This window comes from Aestuariibacter sp. A3R04 (genome assembly GCF_018860805.1).
Taxonomy (GTDB): Bacteria; Pseudomonadota; Gammaproteobacteria; order Enterobacterales; family Alteromonadaceae; genus Alteromonas.
On record NZ_JAHKQR010000018.1, the window covers coordinates 56338 to 82948 of the forward strand.

Consider the following 26611-nt stretch of genomic DNA (forward strand, 5'->3'; position numbering starts at 1 on the left):
CTGTTTGCCCAATGATATGGGTATCCCAAAATAAATCTCAAGTACGCGAAAAGCAGTAGACACAATATAACGCGCAATACATATACTGAAATCGCGCCTTGAATTCCACTGACAGTTTGACAAAAGCAGGATACACTAAACAAACACCGTATTAATGGGCATCTTCCACTAACATGCTTCCTGCCTTAAAAATTCTTATCATCGAAGATTCAACTGCGCTTCTTGAACAACTAACTGACAGTATTCAAAATACAATTGCGTTATTTGATCGACCTGACATTGATATATCAATAGTCGAGGCAGCTTCAGTGGAAAAGGCGCTGCAAGTGGTGCATTGCGATGGAGATATACAAGCAGTGGTCTTCAGTTGGGACACTGATGTCAAGCAATGCGAAATAGACGCTGACAACCCCGGCAAACAACGGGTAGAAAATAACGCCATTGTTATTGAAGCGATTAAAGCGATTCGTCCGGAACTGCCGGTTTATGTACTCGGAGACGCCATCAAAGGCCTTGATATAGTTAACCAGTCAAACGGCATGGAGTCGTTTTTCTATCGCAATGACATCATCTCTGACCCCGAATCCATTCTCGGGTATATCATTAACGATTTCGATGATCGCAATGAAACGCCGTTCTGGACTGCTTATAAAGAGTATGTACTCGAAGCCAATGACTCCTGGCATACGCCCGGCCACAGTGGTGGTGCCAGCTTTCGAAACTCACCATATATAAGCGATTTCTATCGTTTCTTTGGGCGCAATGTTTTTGTCAGTGATTTGTCGGTGAGCGTAGATTCCTTAGGCTCATTGTCTGATGGCACCCATGCAATTGGCCGGGCGCAAGCGGCATTGGCAAATACCTTTGAAGTTAAACAATCTTACTTCGTCACAAACGGCTCTTCAACATCGAACAAAATCATATTGCAAACCTTACTTCGCGAAGGGGATAAAGTGATTGCCGATCGCAATTGTCACAAATCGGTACATTACGGCATTGTGCAAGCCCGGGCCATGCCAGTTTACCTCGACAGTGTGTTTAACCCGGACTACGGCATTTTTTCTCCGCCCAGACTGTCTCAACTACGGGAACTCATTGAAAGTAACCCGGACGCCAAGCTGATAGTGTTAACCGGGTGTACCTATGACGGGCTGCTCACCGACTTACAACAGGTGGTGAGCCTTGGACATGCACACGGCATGAAAGTCTTCATTGATGAAGCATGGTTTGCCTATTCCTTATTTCACCCTTACTTCAGGCACTATTCTGCCATTAACTCCGGCGCCGATTACATCACTCACTCGGCTCACAAAGTTGTATCTGCATTTTCTCAAGCCTCGTTCATTCATGTCAACGACCCGGATTTCGACAAGGATTTCTTTAAAGAAGTGTACAGTATTCACACCAGTACATCGCCAAAGTATCAGTTGATTGCATCATTGGATGTATGTCGACAGCAGTTGGAAATGGAAGGGTATAAAATACTCAATGAGTTGCTGAGTAACGTGGCAGAATTCAAAGAACAGGTAAGCCGCTTCTCAAAAATCCGTATTCTGGAAAGCGCAGATTTTAAAAAAATCTTCCCTCACTTTAGCGAAGATAATATCGGCCACGACCCCCTTAAAATTTTGATTGACGTGTCGGAGTTGTCCTATTCGAATCAGGAAATTCACCGTTTTCTTATGGATGAGGTTGGCTTGGAAATTGAGAAATTTACTCACAGCACTATTCTGGTTCTGCTTACCCTTGGCGGTATGCGCTCTAAAATTGTCAGATTATACAATGCTCTGAAAAAACTCGATCAAGGCAAAGCGTCCCTTACAAAAAGTAAGTCTCGACCTTCTCTCCCTGCCATCATCCCACCCATAAGCCTGGAAATGTTGCCGTCTTCGGCCTTTTTTGGTGAACGCGAAGCGGTTCCGTGGCAGGAGAGTCAAGGTTGTATCGCGGCCGGATTAGTAACGCCTTATCCGCCGGGTATTCCGCTCATCATTCCTGGGCAGCGCATTGAAGAAGACCACATTAATTACATGCGCTCATTATCGAATCAAAAGTTAACCATCCAGGGCTTGTATGACGGGGAACTTTACGTGGTCAAGCAACGCCCATAACTGACAGGCAAGAAACCGGTCTTGTAGCACTGACCGGCTTCTTATGCGGGTGCTCAATCTTCCCCTGGCATCACTTTTAGCAATTTGCCTTCTGGCGTATCAGTAAGCAGATAAAGATAGCCATCGGGCCCTTCAACCACATCGCGGATCCGCTCTTTTCTGTCTTGCAAATACACCTCCTGTTGGCCTGGCTTTCCCTCATTCATCCCGATGCGACGTAAGTGGGTAAATTTCAGTGAACCTACGAGTAAATCCCCACGCCAGTCAGGAAATTTATCGCCCTGATAAAATACCATACCACTTGGCGCTATAGATGGATCCCAGTACAACACAGGTTGCTCCATACCTGGCATCTCTGTTTTATCAGAGATGATGTCCCCACTGTAATCAATACCATAGGTGATCACCGGCCAGCCATAATTCTTGCCTTTTTTGATCAAATTGACTTCGTCACCACCTTTCGGCCCATGTTCCATTGCCCACACCGCACCGGTCTCAGGATGAATGGTCAACCCCTGTACATTGCGGTGTCCGTAAGAATAAATCTCCGGCGCTTTACCGTCGACAAAGGGGTTATCGTCAGGAATCGATCCATCTGGGCGAATGCGCACAATTTTGCCCAAATGATTGTCGGTATTTTGCGCTTCCTGCATAAGCTTATAGCGTTCACCCAGTGTAATAAACAAATCGCCGTTACCATCAAACGCCACTCGACAACCAAAGTGAAAACCATTGTCTACCCTGGGCGATGCCGTAAACAGTGTTTCGACATCTTCTAGCCGATCTCCTTGAATGCGGGCGCGACTAACCGCACTGGTACTGCCATCTTCACCGGGCTGACTGTAACAAAAGTAAATAGTTTGGTTGTCTCGGAAATGTGGGTCGACGGCTATCCCCAACATGCCACCTTGATTCACCGCAGCCACAGCTGGCACGTTTTTAAGCGGTGCACCCAGCCCTGTATCGTGACGAAAAAGCCTAATATTTCCCGGCCTTTCAGTAAGAACAATGTCTCCCCCAGGCAAAAATGCCAAACCCCAAGGGTGAGAGAGTGCATCGGTCAGTGTTTCCACTTTCACCGTATGCGCCCATGCCGATGTGAAAAAAGCAGTGCCCAACGAGGCAGCCAGACACCACTTTCTAAGTTGTGAAGTGATCATGTGATCACTAGTTTGGCAAAGTCGCGCGAAGCATCCACGCAGTTTTTTCGTGAACCCGCATACGATCAGACACCAACGCAGCAGAAGACTCGTCGTCGGCATCCTGCGCCAACTTGAGCGCTTCCCGGGACGTTTTCACCACAGCTTCATGACCTAGGGTTAACAGACGCACCATTTCACTCGCTTCCGGTACACCTTCAACTTCTTTAATTGAGCTTAACTCAACGAATGACTTATACGTTCCTGGTGCTGCTACACCTAATGTGCGGATGCGTTCCGCAATTTCATCCACGGCTTCTGCAAGTTCGGTGTAATGCTCTTCAAACATCAAATGCAGTTCACGGAATTGCGGGCCTGTGACGTTCCAGTGAAAATTATGGGTTTGCAGGTACAATGTGTACGAGTCGGCCAGTAAGCGTTTTAAACCTTCCGCAACTGCAGTGCGGTCTGTTTCTGAAATACCGATGTCTATCTTACTCATCTTACTCTCCTGATAGCAATTACCAATTAATAAGAAAATTTCAAATCTATAATTATGATACTAGCATGCTTTAATTTTGGATTACACTTATTCAGAATAATATTCGTACTAGTGGTGATGATGCGCAGGCATATCCCTATCTTCAGCCGGTTTTACGGGGACATTTACAGAAGAGCTTTGCCCGTTAGAAAACTGTAAATACAAAGGTACTGTTTGCCCTTCCGTTAGCCCTACCTTCAGCCCCACAAGCATGATGTGCGCAGCTCCCGGCTCTAACACAACTGATCCCTGCGCAGGGATCACGAGGCCTTTTTTCATCTCGCGCATTTTCATCATACCTTCAGACATAAGTGTAGTGTGAATCTGAGCAGCTCTTGCTATGCTCGCCTCAGTAGCTACAGACTCAAGCACCAGCTCGCTGTTTGACTTGTTACTAAGCGTTAAATAAACAGCACCAGAGTTTGCCATTGGAAATGTTGCCCTGGCCCACGCATCTGTGATGCTAATTTGCGCGAAACTCATTGTCGAAAAAAAAAGGAAAAACAATGCCGTTAAACCGGCCACACCTCGTACATTCATCATCTGCCACTCCGTGTCTGCGTTATTGCCATACTATCCCTAAGCAGACACAGAATGAAGTAATTTGCGCTGAAATAACCTTACCAAAGGTGATGTAAAACAAGGAAAGCTGATAAAATTGCGCCAAAAGATGACATTGGAGAGATAAGGATGGGAAAGTGAGAAAAATGGTGCCGACTGCCGGAATCGAACTGGCGACCTACTGATTACAAGTCAGTTGCTCTACCAACTGAGCTAAGTCGGCACACTTTCACACTTTTTGCTGCGAACAGCGGATGCGTATTGTAGCTATGAATTCCGCTGTGTCAAGGCTCTATGTGTTTTAGTTTTCTCGCTTCTCTGCCTAACGTTGGGAAAAACTCGGAAGGCACAAATTGTCCCAGCGCTTCCAGTTTCTCACCCAGCTCGCGATAGCTTGCTGCAGTAACGTTAATATGACCCATTTTTCTCTTTTCCCGCACTGTTTTGCCATACCAATGCAAATGGCAACCGGGTATTTTAAGCAAATCACGGGAAAAGCTGCTACAACCGATAATATTAACCATAGCACTCGGCCCTCGGGCAGCGGTATTTCCCAGCGGCAAGCCCACAACGGCGCGCAAGTGATTCTCAAACTGACTGGTATCACTACCACTCATTGACCAGTGACCGGAATTGTGAACGCGTGGGGCCAGTTCATTCACCAACAAACCGTTACCACACTGAAACATTTCTACGGCCAGCACACCGACATAGTTCATGCCGTCGGCGAGGTTGCGAAAGATGTCTTCTGCCTTGCTCTGCAAATCATCACTCACATTTGGCGCCGGCGCCACGGATACGTGGAGCTGCCCTTGGTGATGCAGGTTTTCAGCCAGAGGATACACTTTAATATCGCCTGATTTATCGCGTACACCCACCAAGGAAAGTTCGCGGTCAAAATTAACCATTTGCTCTACAACCAGCGGTACTGTAGTGAGGTTGAGATTACCCAGCGCTTGTTTTAGCTCTGGTAACTGCTCTTCACTGGTTAAACGCCACTGCCCATAGCCATCGTAACCGTCGCGACTGGCCTTAATAATGAGTTTATCCCCTAGGGCTGATATACAATCTTCCAACTCATCAATGTAAGTCACGACCTTATGAGCGGCATTCGGCACATTTAGTGCGTCTAACAAGCGTTTTTCCCTGACGCGGTCAGCGCCCACCAACACAGCATCGATGGAGGGGTATAATTTTTCTGACTTACTGGCTTCTTCCAGTAAGCGCTCCGGTACGTGCTCAAACTCAACAGTCAGCGCATCTGAAGATTCAATAGCCTGAGCCAGGGTAATGTCCAGCGGACGCTTGCTGACGGGGTGTACAACGGTGTCATTGCTGACCTCCACTGCATGCACTTCAATACCCAGGGGACAACCCGCCAGGTACATCATTTGCGCGAGTTGCCCCGCCCCGTACACCAAAACTCTCATTCATCTAACTCCAATTCACCACTGCTCAACACGGTATCGGTTTGCGACTGCCTGAAAGCAATGACTTTATCACGCACATTACCGTCATTCAGTGCCACAACCTGTGCGGCAAGTAATCCGGCATTGGCGGCACCGGCATCACCGATCGCAAGAGTACCTACAGCAACACCTTTGGGCATTTGCACGATGGACAACAGAGAATCTATACCGTTTAGCGCCTTAGATTTTACAGGGCAACCAAATACCGGCAGATGCGTATGCGCGGCGATCATGCCTGGCAGGTGTGCAGCACCACCAGCGCCGGCAATAATACAACTAAACCCCTCTTTGTGCGCAGATTCAGCAAACTCCACCAGCAAATTTGGTGTTCTATGAGCAGACACCACGCTTGCCTCATAGTCAACGCCAAGGTTTGTTAGCATTTTTGCAGCGTTCTGCATGGTGGGCCAGTCAGAGGTTGACCCCATAACAATAGCAACTTTGGCCATCGTGTGACTCCCGTCATCAAATTAATAGCTTGTGGGCCTGCGAATGTTTGATATTTATGCAACAAGCCAAAGAGCGGGAGATTTTAGCATAAATTCTGATAATACCCATATACCGTACGACAGCCATGCGCGTATAAATCTATCTTTTTAACTTTTTTACTATAATCTATAAGGGAAACGGCACAAAACACATCTGACAGATAGGATTTATATGCAGTCTCTCACATTTCGACTCTTGGAAGTGTTTCAAAGTATTGTTGACAATGGTTCCGTTACCGCCGCGTCCGCTGCCCTTTCATTGTCACAGCCGACAGTATCTTTACAATTAAAGAAGCTCACAGGCATTATCGGCATGCCATTATTCGAACAAACTTACGGACAGTTAAAGATGACTGAGGCGGGTGAAGCTGTGTATCAGTGTGCCCAAGAAGTGCTCGGTTCTCAGTCCCGACTTGAAAGTCAGGTTCGCGCTTTGCAGGGTGTTGAAATAGGCACGTTAAAGCTGTCGGTAGTCACCACTGCCAAGTACATCATTCCGCCAATCCTCAGCCCTTTCTGTCAACAGCATCCCAATATTGATGTACGTTTCACAGTGGGTAACCGGGCAGATATCATTGAACGCCTCCGACACAACCGTGACGACATTTATATTTTCACTCAACCACCTGCAGACAGTACCTTAGAATGTACGCCGTTTTTGCAAAACAAACTGGTCGTGATCGCCCCACCCAATTATGACGGCCCTGATCACTGTGATTTACAGACACTCAGCAAGCAAAAATTTTTACTCCGGGAGTTTGGCAGTGGCACCCGCCGGACTATTCAGGACTACTGTGATGAGCACGGTATCGTGTTTGAGAATCCCATGTTAATAGAGAGCAATGAGGCTATTCGCCTTGCCGTGACATCAGGTCTGGGTTTGGCTATCATTTCTGAGCACACACTGGAACAAACCCACAGAGAAAGTGTAAAAATACTTACGGTAAAAGATTTTCCGCTGGTGAACCACTGGCAGGCTGTCACCGTAAAACACCGACAGATAAGTCTTGCCGCCCAAGCATTTAAGCGGGCGCTATTGAGCGCGGAGTAGTTACATGGCTAAAAGAGATGTTGAACAGGTACTAGATGATATTGTCTCTGACGTTCACAATTTTCTGAACCGCGATTCTTCGGCCGGAATCGTGCTGATGGCAGCTACCGTCCTGGCATTGATCGTAGCCAACACGCCACTCAATTATTATTACAACCAACTTATCGACATGTATGTCACCATTGCGGCTGGTAGTTTTGCCATAGACAAACCTTTGTTGTTGTGGATCAACGATGGGTTGATGGCTGTGTTTTTCTTTCACGTCGGCCTGGAACTAAAACGAGAGGTTGCCGAAGGCGAACTTTCCAACCCTAAGGACATTGTCTTGCCCGCGGCAGGTGCCATTGGCGGCATGATTGCACCAGTAACCATATATTTGTGGTGCACCTGGGGAGCCGAAAATGCCATGTCGGGCTGGGCGATTCCGGCAGCAACGGACATAGCTTTTGCATTGGGCATCATGGCTCTGCTGGGTAGTCGCGTGCCTGCCAGTCTAAAGATTTTTTTAGTTACCCTCGCAATTATTGATGACATTGGCGCCATCATTATCATTGCCGTTTTCTACACCGAAAACATCACACTAACCGCCCTCATTGTTGCCGCCGTGTGCCTGCCGGTGCTGTATATGATGAATCGAAAAAACGTGGTTGATATTCCAGCTTATATAATGGTGGGCATTATTTTGTGGGTTGCTATGCTAAAGTCTGGTGTTCATGCCACTCTAGCCGGCGTAGTACTGGCCGCGTTTATTCCCATGCGTGATAACAAAGACCCGGGTTATTCTCCCGTAACCCGGCTGGAACACAGCCTGAACAGCACAGTAAGCTTCGCTATCTTACCAATTTTCGCCTTTGCCAATGCCGGTATTGATTTTAGCCAAATTCGCCCGGAAGGTATTTTTCACCCTGTCACCTTTGGTATTTTTCTGGGTTTGGTGGTAGGAAAGCAGCTTGGCGTTTTTGCGTTCAGTTGGATGGCAGTCAAGCTAAAGCTGGCGACATTACCTGATGATTTGTCGTTCAAACACATATACGGTTGTGCGCTGCTATGTGGCGTAGGCTTTACCATGAGTTTATTCATAGGTTCGTTAGCATTTGAAGGCACCGGGGTTAACCGAGTATTTGACGAACGAGTAGGTATACTCTCAGGTTCGGTGGTGGCCGCCCTCCTCGGTTACCTTGTGTTGTACGTAGTGGGAAAACCGACTCAATCGGCGGATGCAACGGATGTGGATACACCACTTGAGCCATAGTGGCGTTGGTAAACTTCCGACAATTTGGCAAACAGCGCTTGCCGCCTGACGGGCTTACTTAAATACCCGTTCATACCCGCGTCCAAGCAACGAACCTGGTCTTCACTAAATGCGTTCGCTGTGAGCGCCACGATGGGGATATGGCGTTTTTCACCCACCAGAGCACGGATTTCCCGGGTCGCCTCGAAGCCATCCATCACTGGCATCTGACAATCCATTAATACGATGTGAAAGTTAAACTGATGTATTGCGTTTAACGCGTCTTTCCCATGTCCGACTCTGATGCATTTCACCTTTTGCGCTTTTAACATATCGAGCACTATGTGAGCGTTAATATCATTGTCTTCCACTACCAGTACTTTGAGGTTGTCCGGAAGAGTTACCGGGGCATTTTCGAAACTTTGTACTTGGCGGGTTGCTGGCTTAAATGGCAAGGTAACAATGAAAGTGGTGCCCTCTCCCACTTTCGAATCCACCTGTATTTTCCCCCCCATTAATTCAACTAGCCGTTGCGTAATTGCCAACCCAAGACCAGTACCGCCGTATACCCGGGTGGTGGATGTATCAGCCTGGGCAAACTGCTCAAAAATACCTTGCAGCTTATCGTCCGGGATCCCGACACCGGTATCTTGCACCGTTAGCGTTGCCCATTGTTCCTCATAACCCAAAGACACTGTAATTTCACCGTCTTGCGTGAACTTAACGGCATTGCTAAGGAGGTTATTAATAATTTGCGACAATTTACCCATGTCACCAAGCACGGCATTGGGCAAGTCATTCAAATACGTTAACGAACAGGTGACGCCTTTATTAATCGCCGAGTCCTGATGCAGGTAAAAGGATGCTTCGATCACGTCTTGCAGGGAGAAAGACGTACTGTCGAGTTGCATTTTACCCGCTTCAATTTTAGACCAGTCCAAAATACTGTCCAGAATCATCAGCAAATTCGCGGCCGACTGAGAAATCATCGTGATCCTGCGCGTGATGAGTGGTGGAATATCATCGTCTAACAAATTCTCACAGGAACCGATAATCCCATTCATCGGCGTTCGAATTTCATGAGACATATTGGCAAGAAATTGTGACTTGGCAATATTAGCGGCTTCCGCCTCACGAAGAGCCAACTCAAGAGATTGGGTTTTTTCTTCAATACGAGACTCGAGCGTCTGATTAAAAGAATTGAGTTGGGCATTTAACTTTTGTTGATCCAGGTGGGCAGAATCGAGTTCATTAAACGCTTGTATAAGGCGCATCTGTAACGACGAAAATGCCTTTTCAAGTGCTTGAACTTCAGCAATAGGCTGGAGTGGATCGGATTTTGCGGAAACCCTTGAATACTTAGGATCAAAGCGTTCAAATTGTTCAACTAGCCGATTGAGCGGCAACGCCAAAAAGCCGGATAAGGCAAAACCACCTGTAAGACCCAACACCCCGAGAATGACAAGCAAACCGAGCACAGTTACCAGTGATTCATTGGTAATAGCAACAAATTCTTTGTAATCGAAAAAGAACCGTACATGCCAACCATAAGGCTGTATAACTGCACTCTGCGCAAACCATTTGTTGCCGTTAAAACCTACCACTCCGTTGCAGGACGCGGCGTCACAGGAATCAAAGGAAAACAACGACAGCGTATTGATATGGAGTGGCGTTGAGGCATATACAACTCTGCCACCGCTGTCTTCAACCATCATTCTGAAGCCGCCGATGTTTTGCGCATCAAAACGATTAAATGCACTCAACGACAGTGAACCTTCAACGATTCCCATGATTTCATTCTGCGCGTTTTTCACAGGAGCGGATATTGCCACAATGGGCTCGGTGCCAAAACCTCGCCCTTCGAAGGCTTCGGAAAAATAGGGTTCTCCAGTTTGTACGACTCGTCGATAGTAAGTCCGTTCCGAAATATCCAGCATGCCCGAACGCTTTACCAGTTCCAATAGGTTCTCAGGCCAGGCATTGGTAATAATGCCCTTATTATTGGTGGTCAGAAAGGTTAAAAATGACGGGCTTGTTACCGACAAAGACGCCAGAATAGCGTTGGCGTTATCACTCTCAACGTAAACAGAATTGTCTGCCTGCGACAAACTGATGGCAGCTAAATTAATTGCGCCCTGATGTTCACCGAGATAGGACTGAATTTGCTCACTTAACACAAAGACACGCTGCTTCATGTAGTAGCTAAACTGCTGCAACTGAGTTTGCTGGTTCTGATAAATAAACGCATAGCTGACAGTAAACACTGCCACAAAGAACAATGCACTAAAACAGTACCCCAACAATTGCTTAACGTGAATTTGCTCTGAAATACGTTGCGGGAAGAATCTCAGTTGAATGAAAAGAAAGGCCAAATGGCCCGTCATCATACTCATCAGGGCACAAAACCAGGTTACCGCTGTAGCGGTAATCGTAAGCTGCGAGAAATTGCCCAAACTGACACTGTAATACCCCAATAAAATGAGCACAAGAGCGCAGCTGTATGTAACCGTAGTAACTTTTAAGTGATAAAAAATGGCCTTCCCGTAAGCCTGCAGCGACACAAACACCGGTAGCGCAAACAGGGCAACAAGCGGTAAGCTCAAAGCGTGCAAATAGAGCGCGGGCGATAGCGCAACGCCAATAGCAAACAAAGCACAACGCGGCGGGAAAAACAATGCTATCAGTACAGCGACGGGCAACCCAAAAAGCGTTAACCCTTCACTTATAAACGGCTGTGGCAGAAAGCTCAGACCAAATCCAATCAGTGTTAATGCCACCAGCCATTTAAAATTTTTATCGCGCATTACGCCATTCTCTACGCGAGACCAACCCCAGTAGTTAGTCTGCTTGGTTCATGTAATCTAACGTCAGATTTGTCAACAACTTAACACCAAGCTTCATGCCTTCGTCATCTACGTAAAATTCAGGTGTATGATGTGCTGGTGACGCTTCTTCCGGCACATCCAGCGGTTTGCCGCCTACCCATAAGAATAAACCGGGCACCTTTTCCTGGTAGAAGGAGAAATCTTCTGCTCCCGTCACGGCCTTTGCAAGTACTGCTTTATCCTCACCCGCTGTTCGCTGCAAGGTTGGCAGCATTTTTGCTGTAAGCTCTGGGTCATTATAGGTAATTGGGTAACTATAATCGAGCGGTAATATCAGTTCCGCCGAAGCCCCCATACTGTCGGCAATGCCTTTTACTTTTCTTGCCATGGCTTCGTAAACGTGCTCACGCGCTTTTTTATCTAACGTGCGGATGGTTCCCACCAACTCAACCTCACGAGGAATAATGTTGGAACGGTTTCCACCATGAATAGAACCAACAGACACCACGGCAGCATCATCAATTAATTTAATCTCACGGCTCACTATCGTTTGCAATGACATCACCATTTGTGCAGCCGTTACCACAGGGTCAACACTTTTCCAAGGGTACGCGCCATGTGCCTGCTTACCCTTGATAACAATTTTAAACGGATCGACGGCGGCCATAGCGCCCCCAGGCTTGTAGCTTACTTTGTTCACATCCAGATTCGCACTGATATGCAATCCGAAAATAACGTCAACGTCAGGGCCTTTGAGCACGCCTTCTTTTACCATGATTTCAGCACCACCGACCTCACCGGGGGGAGCGCCTTCTTCAGCAGGCTGAAAGATAAACTTCACTTTTCCTTTCAACTCGCTTTTCATATCTGACAGAATTTTCGCGGCCCCCATTAGCATAGCCATATGAGTGTCATGACCACATGCATGCATTACTGGCACGGTTTTGCCGTCGTATTCTCCGGTTACCTGAGAACGCCAGGGCAGGTCATTTTCCTCAGGTACTGGCAAGCCATCCATATCTGCCCGCAGGGCCACAACTGGCCCAGGGTTTCCACTATCGAGAATAGCTACCACCCCGGTTTTCGCTACCCCGGTTTCTACTTCAAGGCCCAAAGAACGCAAATACGTCTCAACGTATCTGGCCGTCTCGAATTCACGATTAGATAACTCAGGGTGTTGATGCAGATGGTGGCGCCATTTAATAACATCAGCCTCGATGTTGTCTGCCATGGTATCGACATTAGTTGCAGCTAAAGAGCAGGAGGAAAACGCTAGTGCGAGGGAAACGCCAAATAGTTGCTTACGCATATTATTATTCCTGTTTGGTGTGTGTTTAGTTTTTGTTTTTCTACACCCTATCCCAAACGGCAGTTTTTTAACAGTCGAAAAAAAACCGCCGTGTGATACGGCGGTTTTTTTATTTGAAGAACCAATGGCAATTAGAAGTCGTACTTCACGCCAATTCGGATCTGCCACAACGACTGTTCGTTGAAGTAACCATTCTGGTTAGTGTTTCCTTCAAAGAACTCGTTGTAGGTGTAGGTGCCATCGCTGTTCAGCGACGCATCCAGCACTGGTGCAGATACAAACGGACCAATGCGACGTACGCCCCAGTCATCATTCAAGAAGTTACCTACGTTCTTAAGAATGAAGTATGCACTCGCTCTGTGACCTTCCATAAAGCCAGGCAATTCCTGATCAAGACGGAAATCTACGCGGCTATACCACTCAGCATTTTGAGAGTTACGGCCGTTGATTTCGCCACGAGTTAACCCTTCACGGTCGATGAATTCGTTGAATGCAGCGAGGTCGAAACCTTCAGCATAGGTTACGATAGCATCGTTTTCCTCAGGGATGTAAAGCAAGGCATTGTCAGTGTTAAATTGCGCTTCACCAATTGTGATACCGTCAAAGGTATAAGAGAACGGACGACCTTTTTGACGCGAACCGAACAATGAGAAGCTGGTTTTGTAACCATCTACAAACTCAGTGGAGTAACGCAGGTTAAAGGTGAAACGATGCGGAACTTCGTAGTTTGAAGTAGCAACACCTGGGTTCAATGGGTCTGAAGACGCAAAGTTTGTGAAGTTCGAGTAAGCTACAGAACTTGCCATAGGCGTTACGTCTTCAGATTTGTTGTAAGCATAACCAAAGCTTGCATCAAGGCCGAAGTCGTAGTTTTTCTGTACCGCGAAGGAGATAGTCGTGGACTTACCGTCTTCTTTGGCATTTGTCAGCACCAGGTCACTCTTCAGGAAGTTACGTACAACAGCATCGCCGTCATCGTCAGTACCAACCTGGATGTAGTTGTAAATAGGACGACCGTCAGCAGTATAAGTTACGTTTTCAGTATCCCAACCTACGTTGATGATTTGTGCGCTGTCCTGCTTGCGATTGTGCAAGATGTCAGCCTGGAACACGTAGTCGTCTTCTGTTACCCAGGTAAAGCCTAAGTTGAATTTCCACTCGCTTGGAATTTCAAAATCAGGGTGCACAGCGTTGGTTGATGGCTCGTTACCCAAAGAAGGATTCGCTGCAGAAACTTCGTCGTACATCTCCTGAACTGGGTCGTATATTAAACGCCCGCCGTTTGCGATAGGCACGTTCACGCCATTTTCGTCGAACAGGTAGAAGTCACGACGATAGGTATCAATGTTAGTAATACCGTCGTTAGAGAAGGAGTTTGACAACCAAACGTTCGGGTTACCGCCTGAGTACAGACCTACGCCACCACGAAGTTCCATGCTGTCGTTAATAATGTAGTTAAAGCCTACACGTGGTTGCAACAAGTCAATGCCGTCGAAGGTTGAGGTGTTGGCATAACCATAACGATCTTCAAATACTTCATTCAGTTTAGGCTTATCATCACTCACGTACTTGTCATAGCGCAAACCGAACAACAACGTCAAGTCGTCAATAACCCACTCGTCCTGAACATACAGGGTGTGCGTGTCATAAGTGAAACGCTGAGCGGCATCCTGAGGATTGTGCGTACCGGCAGAGTTATTGTAGTAGATATCGTCGGCCAAGCCGTTTTCGAAGTCATCAATAGTGTTGAAACGGTATTCACCGATAGTATGCTGCATAAACAAGTTATAGGCTTCTAGCGTTTCCCACTCATAACCAAACGTAATAGTGTGGTCGTCTAAGTAATACGTACCTGCAAATTTCGCTGTGGTGCTGTTCCAGTCCATTTCGTTAGACTGACGAGAGTCATCGGGACCGATATAAACATCAGCGCCGTTTACGTTATCAATGCGAATTTCACCGAAACCGCTGTCAGCATCTAAAGAGTTCTGGCGGTTAGTTAAACTGATGTGGCCTAAACGTACTTCGGTTGAGAAGCTGCTCGACCAATCAGAATATAAGGATGCCACAGTTGAATTAAGCTTTGCGCCAACTTCGTAGAAGTGACTGTCGAGTGACAACGCAGTAGAGTAATCGTCAGACTGATCGATGCGGAAACCATCGTTGTAGTTATAAACCAATGAGGCACGGTGGTCGCTGTTGATGTTCCAGTCGAGTTTAACCAACACTTTTTCATCTTCTACTGGCATTGAACCAGGCATTTCACCGATGTCGTAATTGTAAACATCACTGGCAATTTGTCTGATGCGGTCAAGGTCAGCTTGTGAAACCTGATTGCCCATAGGACCGTAAGAAAAGATTTGTGCACCTTCCAGTTTCTCGTACGCACCGAAGAAGAAAAGCTCGTCTTTAATCAGTGGGAAACCGACATTAACGCCATAACGTTTTTCAGTGAAGTCACCGGTATCAACATCAGTGTCTTCAATTTTATCACCCATCAGAGAATCGCTGGTGTAATCGAAGAAAACGCCGCCGTGCACTTCATTAGTACCAGACTTGGTTACTGCGTTAATGTTACACGCTGTAAAACCACCGTACTGTACGTCAAACGGAGCAAGTTCAACGGCTACCTGATCGATAGCATCAAAAGAGAATGGCATTCTTACAGTAGGGTAACCGTTCTGGTTAAGACCAAAACTGTCATTCATGCGCACACCGTCAACAGTCAATGCACTGAAACGCGGGTTACCGCCACCACAGATAATGGCTTCTTCACCGTCACTTTCTGAGATACTGATACGCGGGTCAACGCGAACAATATCTTTTAAGTCACGGTTAGCAGCAGGGGCTGACTGTAAATCTTCAAGGTTAAAAGTCGCAGCAGGACTTTTCTGGCCGAAAACATCAGCACCAATTTGAGAAGCCGTTACCTGGATACGCTCGATGCTTGATTCGTCAGACAGCGCCAAATTTAACACTAATGGCTCACCTAACTGCAGGTAAACATCGCTTACGGTTTTATCGTCAAATCGGTCGGAGTCAAATGCCACCGTGTAAGGACCACCTACACGCAGCCCCTGCAGGCTGAACTGACCACTGTTTCCGACTGTAACTACTTTAACCGCACCAGTAGGTACGTGGGTAATTGTCACAGTGGTACCAGCAGCTGGAGACCCTTGTGGACCAACAATACTACCTTTAATAGCAGAAGACGTTTCCTGAGCCATTGCTGCTGTAGATAACCCTACAGACACAGCAACAGCTAACGCAACGCGACTTAGCTTAGACTTGTTAAACATGTGTGTTTCCCTATCGTTTTTAAAAATTTATCTGAACGTCAGCGAATTATTGTTGTCTGACGTTACGAGATAAGATCTTGGCGTCATTGTGCCTCTTACAGGTGTCACTCTTATGACAACTCTGACCATATTATATATGGTTCAGTGTACGCCTTTTGCCATTGCAAACAAGCGAGCTTATCTGCAACGGTGAAATTCAAATTTATGTATTGCTCCCGCCCCGGCAAAAAGAACAAGCTACCTGGCTGGTAGCCTGTTTAATTCTGTCGCCAGTTGTACTTAGCCGTATTCCTGGCTTGTGCCCCTGCCTATATTATATTTTTGGTCAGTTTGCACAGGTTGTGATTCTGACCGAGGAAAAGCCGTGCACTTTGGAGAAGTGGCTTTTCCTCTGGTCACAATCAGCAAACGGACAACACGCCAGTATTCTTGTGTCATCCGATTTTAACTGAGAGCCGCTGCAATTCTTCGTGAGTTTTATGTCAGCTTTATGACAGTTTCGTCTCCCAAACATAATATAACACGCTGAGAAAGCTGATTTTTTTATTATAATCCGGAACAAATGGTCTGGAAAAGTTATTCATAAAACACTTGCGATTGCTTCACACTGTCAGCAAATCTATTCAACTCTGTATTTTCTCGGATAACCATCGTTTAATAGAATTCAAACTCCTTAATTAAAAAACATTAAAAATCAAATACATAACTCTTTAAAATAAACTTACCTATTGCATTAAATAAGGTTAACTGTTGAAATTCATTCATTAAATAACCCTGCGAAACACGATTCATCTTGGTTTACCTAAAGATTTTCAAACAATATCGGGTACTCATAGCCACGCTCATGGCTGTTTGTTGTGTGTTCGCAGGTTTTTCACAAAATTTTGTAAAATTAACTCCGATTCCGCCACAAACAGGGCAAATATTGACCTGTTCAACGGCACTTTCGACTAATCCTGAGACTTTCGACATCTATTTAACTGAACAATCTTTTGCGGAACTGGCTTTGTCTGCCTTGTGTAGCAACCCCGTCATTCAAAGACAATTTGGCAATGTAAGGGTGACAATAGGCGAAAATGATTACGACACGTTTCGCTACATTAGCCATGGCGTTAGTAATTTAGCGCTGGTTAAAGCCAATGTAGTTACCGCATTCGGAGCCGACGAAATTTACGGGTACGAGGAAGTGGCTATGCACCCGGATTACAGTGCGTACTTTATCGCTTTGAAAGAAAAACCCGAGCTGACAAAAGAGTATTTACTCGGTAAGCGCATTGGTATTTTGGATTACCCCAGCAGTCGCTCTGGTCATATTGTCCCTAAAACCCGCCTTAAAGCCCTGGGCTTAAACACCAATAATATCCACCTGCATTATTACAATTCACACGGAGAACTGCGCAGGGCGCTCTTGGCTGGAGATGTAGACATCATTTCCTCCTATTGGGACAAAAACGACGGAAAAAAATTATCGAGAAGCTACATTACTGCATTGGAAGAGAGTGTGAGTGGCATGCGCTGGTATTTAAAAATGCAAACACGAAACACAGATCTGCGCTGTGCAGTGCAATCTGCCATACAAACTATGTCTGCCAATCAAACCAAGAAGTACTATCAACAAGTACAAATAGAGGAGCCTTGTATTGATGCAGTCACTCAGTGAGATGCCATTGTCACAGTGGCTCAAATTAGCAGTGGTAGCAGTGGGTCTCTTTATCCTATTTCAGACTGTAACCGCCATAGGGCAAATGGCAGCCACGTTTGTTAATCAACACCGGGCATTGGATGAAATTGAACGTAGGATCAGTCTGGATTCTGCTTATCTCGATGTGGGGAATCAGGCATTAAATACCCCAGTTAATGATGGTGCCGTCTATCGATACCTCGGCAAGATCAATGGCTACTTGAAGGATCAGCAATACCCTATGTTCATAAGCAGTATACAGAACGTGCGCGTTCAAAGTGATACTCACCGCGGTTGGACAACAGAAACCGTGCTTGTGTTGTCAACTGCAGAACAGCAAATTAAGGTAGCCGTTGCAATGGCGCCTGTGACAACTGCATTACACCTGCACCCACTTCCCATTCTCTTTGCTCTATTGTTGGCCCCTGTGGCTTTTCAGCGCAGACCAGGCACTAAGCGAAAGCGAGCCAGAAACAAAGACGTGGTTGCACCACCCAAACCCAAACTGGTTATAGATATGAACGCCAAATCTATAGGCAATGGCATTTCCAGCCAATTTGTACAAATGCAAAACAAACCATTCTGTTTTTATATTGCTCTCGTGCGCTACTGTATTGACAACCCCCAGGCTACGCTGCCTCAAAATAAAGACGCTCCTCAGGAACTCATCAACATTGCAAACCGGGTTTTCCTGCGGCTTATAGAGCTTGGTCATACCAAACGCAAACGCCCAGATTTCAATGCCAACCTGGACAAAACGTTAAGTGAAATCCGCGCAGCCCTGGACGAATCTTTCATGGCATATCCCCAGGACAAAGAAAAGTACTATCCTCCGCGAGCGCAAGGTGAAGGTTCGCGGTCCAAGCAGCATTCCTACGCCCTGCCCCCCCTCTCAGAAGAAGATTTAACAATTATCGGGAAGTAGTTGCACAGAAATAAGACGGTGTTGATACGGACTTTATGTTTCGCTTGTATTGGCTAACCCCCTTAAAAATGGACAAAAACCAAGCCGAAACGGTAAACCTTCACTAATTATCGAGAATTATACATTGATTCACACAAGTCAAATGCGTATCTTTGCAAGAGGAAAAACAGCCCTCGAAAGTTATGCAGTCGCCATTAATCATTGCAATCTCCGGAGCTTCAGGCTCTGGAAAGTCACTTTTTACCGAAAATTTGTTAAAAGCATTCAGTGCTCAAGGTAGGCCCGTTCAGATATTGCGGGAGGATCATTACTATCGCGCCCAGGATCACCTCCCCATGGAGGCAAGAGAAAAGAACAACTACGATCATCCCAATGCATTTGAGCACGAGTTACTCAAAGCCCATTTGCAAGCGCTGCGAAACGGCGAGCCTATTGACTACCCCCATTACTGCTTTAAGACACACACCAGACTACCGGATACTGAACGGTTAAACCCGGCCCCGGTAATCATTCTTGAAGGCATAATGCTACTTGCCAGGCCCGAGCTACTGCCCCATTACGACGTTAAAATTTTCATTGACACGCCTTTGGATATTTGTCTGATGCGACGGATGATGCGCGACGTCAAAGAACGTGGGCGTACTTTGGATTCCATTGCCAAACAATACGAATCCACGGTAAAACCTATGTACCATCAGTTCATTGAACCCAGCCGGTTTACTGCGGATGTCGTGGTAACCCAGGGTGGTAAGAACCAAATTGCATTGGATGTCATTAAGTCACACATTCAACAGGCATTACAATAATAATTAAAGGAGCCTCATCATGGTGAGTTTACTGGGCATAGTGCTGCTGCTTGGCATCGCTTATCTGTTGTCTTCGCATCGCAGCCAAATCAATTGGCGCACGGTGGGCGGAGCATTTGCAATTCAGGCACTAATTGGTGCATTTATTTTGTACTTTGAGCCCGGTATAAAGTTGCTGCTAAACATGACTGAATTTGTCGGCAATATTATTGGCTACAGCCAAGACGGCATCAATTTTGTGTTTGGTCCTGTGGGCGACAAATCTATTGGTTTTATATTCGCCTTCAATGTATTGCCTGTCATTATCTTCTTTTCCTCCCTTATCGCCGTGCTTTATTACCTCGGAATTATGAGCTGGATAATCAACATTATCGGTGGTTTTTTACAAAAGGTACTTCGCACCAGCAGACCTGAAAGCATGTCAGCTGCGGCCAACATTTTCGTCGGCCAAACAGAGGCCCCGCTGGTAGTAAGACCCTTTATTCCACACATGACCCGCTCAGAACTCTTCGCGGTTATGGTAGGAGGCCTGGCCTCGATCGCAGGCTCCGTGATGGCAGGTTATGCAGGAATGGGCGTAGAGCTCAAATATCTCCTTGCGGCCAGTTTCATGGCCGCACCCGGTGGTCTGCTGATGGCCAAAATTATGTTGCCAGAAACCGAGAAGACCAAAGACGGTTTGAAAGAAATTGAAGCATCGGAAACCAGCTATGCCAATGTGTTTGATGCCGCAGCCAGCGGCGCCGCCTCAGGCTTACAACTGGCTCTCAACGTAGGCGCAATGTTGCTGGCCTTTGTTGCCCTTATCGCCATGCTGAACGGGCTCATCGGCTGGAGTGCTGCACTACTCGGTTTTGAAGATGTTACCTTCCAAGGCATTCTTGGCTATTTGTTGCAACCCCTCGCCTGGGCCATCGGCGTGCCCTGGGATGAAGCTCAGTTAGCGGGAAGCTTTATCGGACAAAAATTCGTCGTTAATGAATTTGTAGCGTATCTCGACTTTTTAAAACACCAGAGCGAGCTCTCTGAAGTATCGCAAGCAATTATCACGTTCGCATTATGTGGATTCGCCAACTTCTCATCCATTGCCATTCTCATGGGGGGAATTGGGGCTATGGCCCCTACGCGCAGAAAAGAAATAGCCCGTTTAGGTTTAAAAGCCGTCTTTGCTGCGACCTTGTCAAACCTGATGAGCGCCTCACTGGCTGGATTTTATCTTACGATGGCCTAACCACTCATTGGCAAAAAAGTGAGTAACACTCACTTTTTTGCCCTTCAAAACCAGACTGAATGGTCAGCTTTGTAAATATTATTGACCACAAAAACAAGGGTAATTAAGGCATATTACGTCTCGAACCTTTTACCGGCAAGACAGATTTTCTATAATCTGTATATCGATTAAACAGGATAATGTTATGCAACTAAAAGCTGTAGACTACCAATCTCCTTCTGCCCAAGAAGAATTTGTCGCCTCACTGCGCGAAACTGGCTTCGGCGTACTTAAAAATCATCCCATCAGCCAGGACAAGGTCACAGCGATCTACGACGCCTGGCAAGCTTTTTTTGACAGTAAAAATAAAGAGGCATTCCACTACAACAAGGGAACCCAGGACGGTTTTTTCCCCCAAAGTGTTTCTGAAGTCGCGAAGGGCTTTACCAAGAAAGACATCAAGGAGTATTTTCACTTTTACCCTTGGGGTCAGTGTCCGGACGATCTACGACCACAGTTGCAAGACTATTATGACCGAGCTAACACTCTCGCCAGGGAATTACTTGGTTGGATTGAAATTCACTCCCCTAAGGAAGTTAGCCAGCATTACAGCCAACCTTTGTCTGACATGATAGAGAACAGCGACCAAACGCTGCTGCGCATCTTGCATTACCCACCGTTAAAAGGCAATGAGGACGTCGACGCAATCAGGGCAGCGGCTCACGAAGACATTAACCTTATTACGATATTGCCAGCCGCGAACGAACCTGGCTTACAGGTAAAAGCCAAAGATGGCAGTTGGCTTGACGTGCCGTGTGATTTTGGCAATCTAATCGTCAATATAGGTGATATGCTGCAAGAAGCGTCGGGTCACTATTTCCCATCTACGACCCACCGTGTAGTCAACCCGGATGGTGCAGACATGACCAAATCGCGGATTTCCTTACCCCTGTTTTTGCACCCTCGTCCAGATGTGGTGTTGTCAGACAAGCACACTGCCCACAGTTACCTGCAAGAGCGATTAAAAGAACTCGGGGTGATTTAGTCCCAATGTAAACCCATGCGCTGTGATCAAATCACGGCACATGGGAATGCGCGAGAATCTAAAGGGCGCTTTGCAGCGTTGAAACTTTACTCAAATAACGATACTCGTCCTGTGTGTCAATAGCATGCTTAGCTGCTAACTCTATGAACTTTTTCGCCTTTGCGATATCCCCCAATTCCAGGTGTGCTTTACCCAACCCGAAGAGAATTTCGTGTCTGTTTCTATCTAACCGCCTTGCCCGGTTAAAATGAACGATGGCTTCATCAGGTTTACCATAATCCAGCGCTTCTTCTCCCAGTATAAAATGGTAAAACGGATTCGCTTCCCGCCTGGCTATAACTTTGCGTCGAATATCTTCAGCCGCCTCCTCCTTACCTTGCAAGCGAAAGAGTAACGACAGGTTTTCCCACGCAGTATAGTTATCTTCATCAAGGGCAATGGCATTTTCATAACTCGCCTGAGCCAGCTCGAACTGCCCCATACGACGGTACAGTACGCCCAGATTTACCCAGGTAGAACCAAATTTGTCATAAAAGGACGCAGCTTCCTTGAAGTACGCATAGGCCAGCGTATCATTTCCAGCCAACAAGGCATCAGCCCCCTTGTTATTATAGAACATCGCAATAACTTCGTTTTTACCCACCGCGTAGCGATGAAAATCATCCCGAATGGCCTGAGGATCAAAGTCCACATCAATGTAATCATCTGACATCTGGTTTTTCTTGCTGTTATTTTGCAATGAAATACGCAGGTTAATGTGCCCATTGAGAAGATTAACCCCTTCCCTACGCGTCCAATACTCAGGAATTTCAACTTCATAAAACGTGGCGTCAAAACCGGCGTGTTTAGCCATCGCATATGTCATGATGGTCAATGACAAACAGTTGGCGGCCTGATTCGCAAACGTTTCAGAAGCCACAGAATTAGCATCCGATTTGTATCGCAATCCGTGTTCCGAGTGATCAAAAATCTGCCTGACCAGGTTTTTGAGATTCTCATTCTCAGTTTTTGTCTTTAACTGAGTACTGTCGACAAAGGCTCGTGCAGCCCTGTCTAGCTCAAAAATTTCATCAGGCTGCTCAATTGTTACAAGTTTGTAATCAGGAAAGGTTTTATCACTAAGTAACTTTTCGGTTTCACTCACCGTGTAATCAGTAGATTGACACCCAAACAGGGTCAATACAGGCAATATAATAAGTAATTTATAATTTAAATTACGTCCCAGCATCGGCGTGTCCTCCAAACTTGGTCCGTATTCAAATTATAGCTCACATCGCCGGCATTAACATTTAATTCACATGTATTATTCAGCGTTCCACCGCAAGAAAAAACAAATGAACTTCTGTCCTTTACAAATGCATGTAAAACTGTGCATATTTTAAACATCAAGTGTCGAACTCTCACCAAGGAAAAACATGAAGCGCGTTGTGTTTAATCAAAAAGGGGGCGTGGGGAAATCGACAATAAGCGTAAATCTTGCAGCGGAAAGTGCTCGTCGGGGTCTGCGTACATTACTGGTCGATTTAGACGCCCAAGGAAACAGTTCCTATTATTGTGGTGTGGACAACACAGACAATGCCCTCACAGTCGCAGATATGTTCAAACAGATCGTCGGATGGTTCAGTAAACCCCAGCCTGCGACTGCATTTATTCACGAAACCCCCTTCAAGGGACTCTCAGTACTGCCCGCACACCCCACATTGACAGAATTGGAGCGGGAGTTGGAAACCCGCTATAAAATGTTTAAGTTAAAGGAAACTCTGGCTGCGTTGGAAGGACATTTTGATCGGGTTTATATCGACACCCCGCCCAACTTCAACTTTTACTCGAAAGCCGCTCTCATTGCTGCCGACAGCTTCATTGTACCTTTTGATTGCGATGACTTTTCTGTGCAGGCAATTGGGCGATTGTTGAACAATGTTCTGGAACTGCGAGCCGATCACAACCCCAACCTCGCCTTTGAAGGTATAGTGATCAATCAGTTCAACCCTCAGGCGAAACTGCCTTCGGCACTCATTGACGAGTTGAAAAGTCAGTCTCTGCCTGTATTTGAAAGTAAAATAACCAGTACCGTAAAAGTGAAGGAATCACACTCGAAGCGCACTCCCATGCCCTTTCTTACCCCGACTCATAAAGTCAGTTTGCAAATCGCCGCACTGTGGGATGAACTGGAGTCAAGGTAAATACGGCCTCGCTATGCAGTAGGGTGATAAAAAATTTGAGTGAAAATGACCAGCCCAAGAAGAACGAGAATAGCGCCCGCAACCCTCTCCTGCCAGATGGCAAACTGTGGACGGCGCTCAATAAGCATTTTTATTTTTGCGTACAGCGATACAACCAACAGGTCACTGCTCAGGGCCACTAGCGCGTATATTAGTCCAAGCACTAATAGCTGAACCGGCACACCTCCGCCCTCGACCTCAGCAAACTGCGGTAAGAAGGCGAGAAAAAACAAAATGGTTTTAGGGTTTGTCAGTTCAACAATAAGACTTTGTCTGAAAATTTTGCTCCTGGCTTTCACAATTGAGTCTTTCATCTGAGGTTTATGCGCTTTGTGCAACGTAGTTGCGCCCAAATAAAGTAGGTAGCACGCTCCGCCCACCTTAATGCCCACAAACAATGTCGGCGACACTACAATTAACGCACCGATACCCGCGGCTGTAAGTATCGCGTAAATAATACTGCCTAACGCCATACCAGTCGCCGCCGCTATTCCTCCCCGCGGGCCACTCCCCATAGTGCATGCGAGTATATACAGGTTAGAAGGACCGGGGGACAAGCTAAGTGCATAAGCGGCGATTAGAAAGGCGAGAAGCGTATCAAATGAAACGATGAGGATGGCCTCCTATAAATACTTCAAAAAGGACGTGACACAGCAAGCGACTATGCACGAGCTAAGCACGAGCTAAGCACGAGCCGTGTAACACGATAAGGAAAAAACCACCACCTGGGTTATTCACTTCAGTTACAGCCCTTGCTCTTTAAGTGATCTGATTTAGCATAAAATGAGAAAAAAGACTAGCAAACACAATGACAGGCGGGGGCGCAATGGCAAACACATATCTATGGTCTTTGATGGGATTGTCGGTAATTTTTTTTACTGTAATGATTCAGAGTATAGCGGCAGCGATCGCACACGCAAAAGCACCTGGTGCAGTTCCTGGAAAGTTATGCGATAACCTTAGCCATGATTCCTTCGTATTCCGCAGCCACCGAACATTCCATAATTCATTGGAAAATTTACTTATTTTCGCAGGTCCTGCGTTAATCGCCATATTTGCCGGGGTGTCAGAATTTACGCTATCAGCTATTATATGGGTTTACGCCATAGCCAGGGTTGTGCACATGCTGCTGTACTACTTTATCGCCACGGAAAAAAATCCCAGTCCCAGGAGCTACTTCTATTTAATCGGATTGGTGGCAAACCTTGCGTTATTTGCTGTATTAGCGTATCACTTTACCGTTTCTTTTTAACCTCTACCGGGTTTTGTGTTTAACACTTTATACGATGGGTTAATGTACATCTTTCCTTCATAGGTTTAGTGTAACCAAGTGATGGACGCCATTTATTCACAACTAAGGGGTTAGTTTTGCATCATCGCCCGGCCCGTCGATCGATTAAGGATTGCACGGTACTGATTGTGGACGATCAGACATCGAGTCGTCTCGTGATTGCCACATTGTTACAGGATATCGTAACTTGTGTTCAGGCGAGCAATGCCAGGGAAGCACTCGATTACTGTGCTCACATACCACCCGATCTGATTCTGATGGATGTATTTATGCCAGAAATGGACGGGCACGAAGCTTGCGCGCTGTTAAGCCTTAACCCCAAAACCCAACAAATACCCGTGGTGTTTGTAACCGGGTCAGTTTCTGACGAAGAGCAGGAAAAATGCTGGAATGCTGGCGGCGTGGATTTTGTGCAAAAGCCAGTCAACGCTACCACCTTAATCAATCGGGTTAAATCTCACCTCGCCCACAAACTCAAAACCGATTTGCTCGAACAACTCATTTATACTGACAGACTCACTGGCTGCTTCAATCGCCATTATCTTGAGGAACGTCTGCCAGATATCGTCAGAGATGCGAACAGAGACGCAACCCCTTTGTCCATTGCCATCTTTGATATCGATTTTTTCAAGCAATTTAACGATGAGTACGGTCATATAGAAGGCGATACCTGTTTGTGGAAATTGGCCAAAGCACTGAAGGAATCCTTATTGCGACCCATGGACAGGCTGATAAGAATAGGTGGTGAAGAGTTTATGATTATTCTTCCTGACACTAATGAAGCCGGAGCTAAAACCGTGTGTGAACGGATACTTGTCACCGTCGATCGCCTGCAGTTAAAGCACAATCGTTCTCCCACCGGCATGGTAACCGTAAGTGCTGGCGCAGCCACATTTTCCCACGATGGGATCGGTAATATTGATGAAGTCGTATTGAAAGCAGATCAATGTTTGTACAAGGCCAAAGAGAACGGCCGCAACACCTACGCATACATCAGCGAAGCGGGCGTCATCGAGTCTCCAGGATTGTAAAACGACACTATGAATACAACGTTAACACTTGACAAAAAATCGGCGCTCAAGCGTCTTATGAACAATGAAAACTTGTACGACAAGCTCGTGATCCTGTTTTCGGAGCAAGTTGAAGATATAAGAAGAACATTGCAAAACTACCGGGATATGGATACTGACTCTTTGCGATTTGCGCTGCACACACTGAAAGGTTCCGCCGGAGAAATCGGTGCCGAAGCCCTTCGCGTTGAATTGGCCCGCGTCGAAACCATTGTGAAAATGACACCGGATAGCATTTCAGATAAGGACATTCACGCCGTAGAACATGAAATTAGTCTTTTGATGGGTGAATTAGCGCTCCACTACCGCTAGTTTTCCAAAAAGTAGCGAAACGTGA

At 46.3% G+C, this 26611-nt stretch carries 22 protein-coding genes and 1 tRNA gene; 12 read left to right on the forward strand and 11 right to left on the reverse strand.

Going from position 1 to position 26611, the window contains the following annotated elements; translation table 11 throughout:
* Positions 1–173: 173 nt before the first annotated feature.
* The gene (locus KO518_RS19480) at positions 174–2111 is read left to right on the forward strand and encodes an aminotransferase class V-fold PLP-dependent enzyme (protein ID WP_216027531.1); all 1938 of its coding nucleotides are present in this window, start codon (positions 174–176) and stop codon (positions 2109–2111) included.
* 53 nt (positions 2112–2164) lie between these two features.
* On the opposite strand, the gene KO518_RS19485 is transcribed toward KO518_RS19480, so the two are convergent.
* The 6 genes from KO518_RS19485 to purE form a co-directional block, all read right to left on the reverse strand.
* Positions 2165–3271, reverse strand: coding sequence for a PQQ-dependent sugar dehydrogenase (locus KO518_RS19485; RefSeq protein WP_216027532.1), 1107 nt, complete (start codon positions 3269–3271; stop codon positions 2165–2167).
* A gap of 7 nt (positions 3272–3278) precedes the next feature.
* On the reverse strand, positions 3279–3752 hold the full coding sequence (locus tag KO518_RS19490; protein ID WP_216027533.1) for a Dps family protein: 474 nt from the start codon (positions 3750–3752) through the stop codon (positions 3279–3281).
* Between the two features lie 108 nt (positions 3753–3860).
* Positions 3861–4334: a copper chaperone PCu(A)C gene (locus KO518_RS19495; protein WP_216027534.1), complete on the reverse strand. Its 474-nt coding sequence runs from the start codon at positions 4332–4334 to the stop codon at positions 3861–3863.
* A 165-nt stretch (positions 4335–4499) separates the two neighbouring features.
* Positions 4500–4575, reverse strand: a tRNA-Thr gene (locus KO518_RS19500).
* Positions 4576–4636: 61 nt separating this feature from the next.
* Positions 4637–5782, reverse strand: a complete 1146-nt coding sequence (locus KO518_RS19505) for a 5-(carboxyamino)imidazole ribonucleotide synthase (protein WP_216027535.1) — start codon at positions 5780–5782, stop codon at positions 4637–4639.
* Positions 5779–6270, reverse strand: coding sequence for a 5-(carboxyamino)imidazole ribonucleotide mutase (gene purE, locus KO518_RS19510; protein ID WP_216027536.1), 492 nt, complete (start codon positions 6268–6270; stop codon positions 5779–5781). The genes KO518_RS19505 and purE overlap by 4 nt, the downstream gene beginning before the upstream one ends.
* A gap of 211 nt (positions 6271–6481) precedes the next feature.
* On the opposite strand from purE, the gene KO518_RS19515 reads away from it, so the two are divergent.
* On the forward strand, positions 6482–7360 hold the full coding sequence (locus KO518_RS19515; protein ID WP_216027537.1) for a LysR family transcriptional regulator: 879 nt from the start codon (positions 6482–6484) through the stop codon (positions 7358–7360).
* 4 nt (positions 7361–7364) lie between these two features.
* Entirely contained in the window at positions 7365–8612 is a 1248-nt protein-coding gene (gene nhaA / locus KO518_RS19520; RefSeq protein WP_216027538.1) for a Na+/H+ antiporter NhaA, read from the forward strand.
* Here nhaA and KO518_RS19525 read toward each other — a convergent pair.
* The 3 genes from KO518_RS19525 to KO518_RS19535 form a co-directional block, all read right to left on the reverse strand.
* Entirely contained in the window at positions 8567–11395 is a 2829-nt protein-coding gene (locus KO518_RS19525; RefSeq protein ID WP_216027539.1) for a hybrid sensor histidine kinase/response regulator, read from the reverse strand. The two genes, nhaA and KO518_RS19525, sit on opposite strands and share 46 nt — an antisense overlap.
* Before the next feature lie 34 nt (positions 11396–11429).
* On the reverse strand, positions 11430–12725 hold the full coding sequence (locus KO518_RS19530) for an amidohydrolase (RefSeq protein WP_216027540.1): 1296 nt from the start codon (positions 12723–12725) through the stop codon (positions 11430–11432).
* A 131-nt stretch (positions 12726–12856) separates the two neighbouring features.
* Entirely contained in the window at positions 12857–16024 is a 3168-nt protein-coding gene (locus KO518_RS19535) for a TonB-dependent receptor (protein ID WP_216027541.1), read from the reverse strand.
* Positions 16025–16949: 925 nt separating this feature from the next.
* Here KO518_RS19535 and KO518_RS19540 point away from each other — a divergent pair.
* The 5 genes from KO518_RS19540 to KO518_RS19560 all read left to right on the forward strand — a co-directional run bounded on the left by KO518_RS19540 (position 16950) and on the right by KO518_RS19560 (position 21691).
* Complete coding sequence (locus KO518_RS19540) at positions 16950–17684, forward strand: PhnD/SsuA/transferrin family substrate-binding protein (protein WP_252736345.1); 735 nt, start codon at positions 16950–16952, stop codon at positions 17682–17684.
* Positions 17668–18630 carry a hypothetical protein gene (locus KO518_RS19545; RefSeq protein WP_252736346.1) on the forward strand — a complete coding sequence of 321 codons (963 nt, stop codon included), beginning with the start codon at positions 17668–17670 and terminating at the stop codon, positions 18628–18630. The genes KO518_RS19540 and KO518_RS19545 overlap by 17 nt, the downstream gene beginning before the upstream one ends.
* Positions 18631–18812: 182 nt before the next feature.
* Entirely contained in the window at positions 18813–19436 is a 624-nt protein-coding gene (gene udk / locus KO518_RS19550) for a uridine kinase (protein WP_216027542.1), read from the forward strand.
* Between the two features lie 19 nt (positions 19437–19455).
* The gene (locus KO518_RS19555; protein WP_216027543.1) at positions 19456–20667 is read left to right on the forward strand and encodes a NupC/NupG family nucleoside CNT transporter; all 1212 of its coding nucleotides are present in this window, start codon (positions 19456–19458) and stop codon (positions 20665–20667) included.
* A 184-nt stretch (positions 20668–20851) separates the two neighbouring features.
* Positions 20852–21691 carry an isopenicillin N synthase family oxygenase gene (locus tag KO518_RS19560; protein ID WP_216027544.1) on the forward strand — a complete coding sequence of 280 codons (840 nt, stop codon included), beginning with the start codon at positions 20852–20854 and terminating at the stop codon, positions 21689–21691.
* 58 nt (positions 21692–21749) lie between these two features.
* Here KO518_RS19560 and KO518_RS19565 read toward each other — a convergent pair whose 3' ends face one another.
* Complete coding sequence (locus KO518_RS19565; protein WP_216027545.1) at positions 21750–22919, reverse strand: tetratricopeptide repeat protein; 1170 nt, start codon at positions 22917–22919, stop codon at positions 21750–21752.
* 187 nt (positions 22920–23106) lie between these two features.
* Between KO518_RS19565 and KO518_RS19570 the strand changes: the two genes are divergently transcribed.
* The gene (locus tag KO518_RS19570) at positions 23107–23874 is read left to right on the forward strand and encodes a ParA family protein (RefSeq protein WP_216027546.1); all 768 of its coding nucleotides are present in this window, start codon (positions 23107–23109) and stop codon (positions 23872–23874) included.
* Positions 23875–23885: 11 nt separating this feature from the next.
* On the opposite strand, the gene KO518_RS19575 is transcribed toward KO518_RS19570, so the two are convergent.
* Entirely contained in the window at positions 23886–24470 is a 585-nt protein-coding gene (locus KO518_RS19575) for a LysE family translocator (protein ID WP_256444474.1), read from the reverse strand.
* Between the two features lie 269 nt (positions 24471–24739).
* Between KO518_RS19575 and KO518_RS19580 the strand changes: the two genes are divergently transcribed.
* The 3 genes from KO518_RS19580 (at position 24740) to KO518_RS19590 (ending at position 26586) form a co-directional block, all read left to right on the forward strand.
* Complete coding sequence (locus KO518_RS19580; protein WP_216027547.1) at positions 24740–25165, forward strand: MAPEG family protein; 426 nt, start codon at positions 24740–24742, stop codon at positions 25163–25165.
* Between the two features lie 116 nt (positions 25166–25281).
* Complete coding sequence (locus tag KO518_RS19585) at positions 25282–26235, forward strand: diguanylate cyclase (protein ID WP_216027548.1); 954 nt, start codon at positions 25282–25284, stop codon at positions 26233–26235.
* Positions 26236–26244: 9 nt separating this feature from the next.
* Entirely contained in the window at positions 26245–26586 is a 342-nt protein-coding gene (locus tag KO518_RS19590) for an Hpt domain-containing protein (protein ID WP_216027549.1), read from the forward strand.
* Positions 26587–26611: the final 25 nt, after the last annotated feature.